The sequence below is a fragment of the Rossellomorea oryzaecorticis genome, assembly GCF_038405515.1.
GTDB lineage: Bacteria > Bacillota > Bacilli > Bacillales > Bacillaceae_B > Rossellomorea > Rossellomorea oryzaecorticis_A.
In genome coordinates this window covers 1-4,488 of the sequence record NZ_JBBYAF010000082.1, presented here as the reverse complement: position 1 = coordinate 4,488, position 4,488 = coordinate 1, and the positions used below count along the sequence as shown (strand labels likewise).

General features: G+C 43.9%; 5 protein-coding genes. 4 read left to right on the top strand and 1 reads right to left on the bottom strand.

Features of this window, described 5'->3' with window-relative positions; genetic code table 11:
• Positions 1–190: 190 nt before the first annotated feature.
• Positions 191–1,477, bottom strand: coding sequence for a glutamate-1-semialdehyde 2,1-aminomutase (locus AAEO50_RS20900; RefSeq protein ID WP_341986313.1), 1,287 nt, complete (start codon positions 1,475–1,477; stop codon positions 191–193).
• Positions 1,478–1,649: 172 nt separating this feature from the next.
• Between AAEO50_RS20900 and AAEO50_RS20895 the strand changes: the two genes are divergently transcribed.
• From AAEO50_RS20895 to AAEO50_RS20880, 4 genes are all read left to right on the top strand, one after another.
• Positions 1,650–2,051: an ion channel gene (locus tag AAEO50_RS20895; RefSeq protein WP_341986312.1), complete on the top strand. Its 402-nt coding sequence runs from the start codon at positions 1,650–1,652 to the stop codon at positions 2,049–2,051.
• Positions 2,052–2,127: 76 nt separating this feature from the next.
• Positions 2,128–2,598 carry a thioredoxin-dependent thiol peroxidase gene (gene bcp / locus AAEO50_RS20890; protein WP_341986310.1) on the top strand — a complete coding sequence of 157 codons (471 nt, stop codon included), beginning with the start codon at positions 2,128–2,130 and terminating at the stop codon, positions 2,596–2,598.
• A gap of 203 nt (positions 2,599–2,801) precedes the next feature.
• Positions 2,802–3,752 carry a D-2-hydroxyacid dehydrogenase gene (locus AAEO50_RS20885; protein WP_341986309.1) on the top strand — a complete coding sequence of 317 codons (951 nt, stop codon included), beginning with the start codon at positions 2,802–2,804 and terminating at the stop codon, positions 3,750–3,752.
• Between the two features lies 1 nt (position 3,753).
• Positions 3,754–4,302 (top strand): cob(I)yrinic acid a,c-diamide adenosyltransferase, encoded by a 549-nt coding sequence (locus AAEO50_RS20880; protein ID WP_341986308.1) that lies wholly within the window; start codon positions 3,754–3,756, stop codon positions 4,300–4,302.
• Positions 4,303–4,488: the final 186 nt, after the last annotated feature.

Below are 4,488 nucleotides of genomic sequence, written 5' to 3'. Positions count from 1 at the left end.
TTTGACTTATGACATGTGCCTCTAAGCCCCAGAGCTAGACACGTCTCACATTGGCCACTTCTCCCGCAGGAGTCTTCGTCTTGCACTCCAATCAAAAGCTGGAACCGGTTAATAACATCAATAAGTTTCTTATTTTTTATAAATGAATGCCCCCGCTCATGTTGTGTGAGCGGGGGCAATAAATTAGCCTTTATAATTGTGCAAATGCTTTGTCGACTGCTTCTAATGTTACTTTGATATCTTCTTCTGTATGTTCTGTCGTTAGGAACCATGCTTCGTATTTGGATGGTGCAAGGTTGATTCCCTGGTTTAGCATGAGTTTGAAGAATTTGGCGAACATTTCACCGTCTGTTGCTTCGGCTTGCTCGTAGTTTTCAACTTTCTCTTTAGTGAAGTAAAGGGTGAGCGCACCTTTCAAACGGTTGACTGAAATTGGGGTATTGTGTTTTTCAGCCGCAGCGAGGATGCCTTCTTCAAGCATTTGACCGAGTTCATCCAATTTCTCATAGACGCCATCTTGTTTAAGGACTTCCAGACAGGCGATTCCTGAAAGGATGGAAGCGGGGTTTCCTGCCATCGTTCCCGCTTGGTATGCAGGGCCGAGCGGTGCTACCTGTTCCATGATTTCCAGCTTACCGCCGTAAGCACCGATGGGAAGTCCTCCTCCAATGATCTTGCCAAGCGCGGTCAGGTCAGGCTTTACCTTTAACATATCCTGTGCCCCGCCGTACATGAAGCGGAAGGCGGTGATCACTTCATCATAAATCACAAGGCTTCCGGCATTGTGGGCGATGTCATTCACCTGCGCAAGGAAGCCTTCTTTCGGTTCGACGATTCCGAAATTCCCTACGATCGGCTCAACGAGTACCCCGGCAATTTGATCTCCCCATTTTTCCATTGCTTCTTTAAACGGTTCGATGTCATTGAAAGGAACCGTGATCACTTCCTGTGCGATGCTCTTTGGTACCCCCGCGGAATCTGGTGTTCCGAGGGTGGAGGGGCCGGAACCTGCTGCCACTAGCACTAGGTCTGAGTGACCGTGATAACATCCTGCGAATTTGATGATTTTATCTTTTCCTGTGTATGCGCGGGCTACACGGATTGTCGTCATGACGGCTTCTGTTCCTGAATTGACGAAACGGACCTTATCCATATAAGGCATCGCTTCTTTAATCATCTTTGCAAACTTGACCTCGTGACGGGTAGGGGTTCCGTAAAGCACCCCGTTTTCAGCGGCCTTTTTAATCGCTTCTGTAATATGAGGGTGGGCGTGCCCTGTGATGATCGGACCGTATGCCGCCAGATAGTCGATGTATTTATTTCCATCGATGTCCCAGAAATAAGCACCTTGTCCCCTCTCCATCGCCACAGGAGAGCCGCCTCCAACTGCTTTATACGAGCGGGATGGGCTGTTTACCCCGCCGACGATATGTTCCAAAGCTTCTTTATGTAAGGATTCTGATTGAGTGAAATTCATCGGGTTACCTCCTGGATTATTCCTATATGTTTGCTTACCTTTTCTATTGTAGTATGCCTGAGAGCTTTTTAGCAAATGGATACAAGCATTGAAAAATGAATGAAGATGGCGGAATGAATCTTAATAGGAACGCGTACATATACAAAGACAGGCTTGAAAAGAGGGAATGAACATGATTTATATAATCGTTAGTATGATCCTTGTCTGTATGGTCATGAGTTTGAAATCCTTATTCTATCCGTCTAAATGGAAGGTTCAATATGTATCTTTTCATCACTTCTTCTTTTTGGGGATGTGTTATGTAACCATTATGCTCGGGTTCGGTCTCTTGTTTACTCTATTGGAGCTTGAAGGCATACAAATACTTGTGGAAAACGGACACCCTGTTTCAGGCGATTTTTTTGATCACCTTTTTACAACGATGTATTTCAGCGGCATTACCTTGTTTTCTGTCGGATATGGAGATGTGACTCCTATCGGCATTGGCAGGGGGGTTGCGCTTATTGAATCATGGCTTGGTTATACAATTCCGGCTGCGTTTGTCGTGAAATCGTTTATGAATTATGACAAATGAACAGCTTATGATTTGAGTTTTTCCTTCCTATTGGGTACGCTAACGTTAGAAACGAGCAAATTGGAGGGATTAGGAAATGACGGTAGAAACAGGTCAGAAAGCGCCGGAATTTGAATTGACGGCAAGTAATGGATCGAAGGTCAAATTGTCTGATTACAGAGGCAAACATGTTGTGCTTTATTTTTATCCGAAAGATATGACCCCGGGTTGTACGACTGAGGCATGCGATTTCAGAGATCAGCATGAAAACTTTGAAAAACTTGACGCGGTTATTCTCGGAGTGAGTCCGGATCCTGTCGAGAAACATGAAAAGTTCGTGGACAAGCATGGACTGCCATTTCTATTATTGGTGGATGAAAACCATAAAGTTGCTGAGGAATATGGAGTTTGGAAGCTAAAGAAAAACTTTGGAAAAGAATATATGGGGATTGAGCGTTCCACTTTCATTATTGATAAAGATGGTAACCTGGTCAAAGAGTGGAGGAAGGTCCGCGTGAAGGGTCATGTCGAGTCAGCTCTTAATTATATAGAAGAGAACTTTTCGTAAGCAGCCTATTTTAAAGCCTATTTTACAAAGGATGAGGCTATTGTCCATTCACATCATCGAAAAGGACATATAGTAAGAGTAGGGCAACCTCCTCAAATAAGTCAGTCTCATCCGTGTGAAGGATCGATTTCTATCGGTCCTCTTTTTTTATGGTGGAAGCGAATTGTGATAAACTATTTTCATCAGGGATGGGAGGAATAGTGATGAAGGTGGTTGTTACATTTCAGCCTAAGGAAGAGTTCGTAACCGACTTGCGACAGGACTTTCCCGAAGTTGATTTTTCGTTTTTTAAAAAGATAAATGATGCAGAACACGCATTACACGAAGCGGAGATCATTGTCACGATGGGGGAGGACTTGACCGACCGGCATATAGAACTTTCACAGCGCCTAAAGTGGATCATGGTGACATCTGCGGGACTAGAAAAAATGCCATTTGGAGCAATCAGGAAGAAAGGGATCCTGGTCACCAACGCAAGGGGTATACATAAAATTCCGATGGCAGAGTTCACTTTGGGATTAATGCTTCAGCATGCTAAACAGTTTCAATCTGTTCTGAAGCAAGAGGAAGAAGGGGTATGGAGCAGGAGACTTCCAACCTCCGAGCTTAACGATGCCTCTCTGCTCGTATTGGGAGCGGGTGCAATCGGCAGTGAAATCGCGCGTTTAGGAAAAGCTTTTCATATGAAGACGGCTGGAGTGAATTCAACAGGTGAAGAAGTAAATCACTTTGATCAGATGTACACTCTCCTGAATTTTGAAGAATTCCTGCCGGATGCGGACTATATTGTTGCTGTACTCCCCAGTACTGAGAATACAAAATATATTCTTCAGACGGAGCATTTTGAAAAGATGAAGGATTCTGCTGTATTCATCAACATCGGCCGCGGAGATCTAATAGAAGAATCAATCCTTCTTGATGCTGCAAGGACAAATAAGATAGGGCATATTTTTCTGGACGTGTTCGGAGAGGAACCTTTGCCTTCCACACATTCATTCTGGGAGGAAAAAGGAATTACGGTAACACCGCATTTATCGAGTATCACAAAAATGTATATGCCGAGAGCACTCAATATTTTTAAAAAGAATCTAAAAGCATATAGTAAAAAGAGTGATGAGTTAATAAATGTAATCGACGCAGAGAGGGGATATTAATATGAAGATCTATACGAAATCAGGAGATAAAGGAACAACCTCACTTGTATACGGCTCACGAGTATCAAAAAAAGATCAGCGGGTCGAAGCATACGGAACTTGTGATGAAGCGAATTCAATGATCGGGCTCGGGTTAAGCTATTTAAAAGCAGAGTACTTTGACGGGAAAGAAAAGTTTGAAGGATTCTTTCATAAAATCCAGACCGTCCTGTTTCATGCGGGGGCGGAACTTGCTACACCGCCTGGAAAAGAAGTGAAGTGGAAGCTTGAAGATTCGAATATTAAAGAACTAGAGGAACAAATCGACTTTTTGGATGGAACCTTGACTCCTCTTAGCAATTTCATCCTGCCTGGCGGCCATCCTGCAGGCGCCGCGCTTCACACTGCAAGAACCATTGTGAGAAGAGCAGAGCGGGAGGCGGTTGGAATTGGAGAAGAAGTGAATCCGTTAGTCCTGTCATACCTGAATCGATTGTCTGACTTTCTATTCGTTGCAGCAAGATATATCAATCAACAGCTTGGGGAAGAAGAAAAGAACTTACATCAGTAAACAGCGAGCCCGGATATTAGAACTTAGCATGATGGTGTACTTAATAAATTCTCTATTAAATGTGTGGCTGGATAATAGTTAGCTCTAGCGGTTGATTGGAGTGCAAGACGAAGACTCCTGCGGGAGAAGTGGCCAATGTGAGACGTGTCTAGCTCTGGGGCTTAGAGGCACATGTCATAAGTCAAA

Coding starts and splice junctions, on each gene's coding strand:
- AAEO50_RS20880 (WP_341986308.1), top strand. CDS start 3,754: ATGAAGATCTATACGAAATCAGGAGATAAAGGAACAACCTCACTTGTA.
- AAEO50_RS20900 (WP_341986313.1), bottom strand. CDS start 1,477: ATGAATTTCACTCAATCAGAATCCTTACATAAAGAAGCTTTGGAACAT.
- AAEO50_RS20895 (WP_341986312.1), top strand. CDS start 1,650: ATGATTTATATAATCGTTAGTATGATCCTTGTCTGTATGGTCATGAGT.
- bcp (WP_341986310.1), top strand. CDS start 2,128: ATGACGGTAGAAACAGGTCAGAAAGCGCCGGAATTTGAATTGACGGCA.
- AAEO50_RS20885 (WP_341986309.1), top strand. CDS start 2,802: ATGAAGGTGGTTGTTACATTTCAGCCTAAGGAAGAGTTCGTAACCGAC.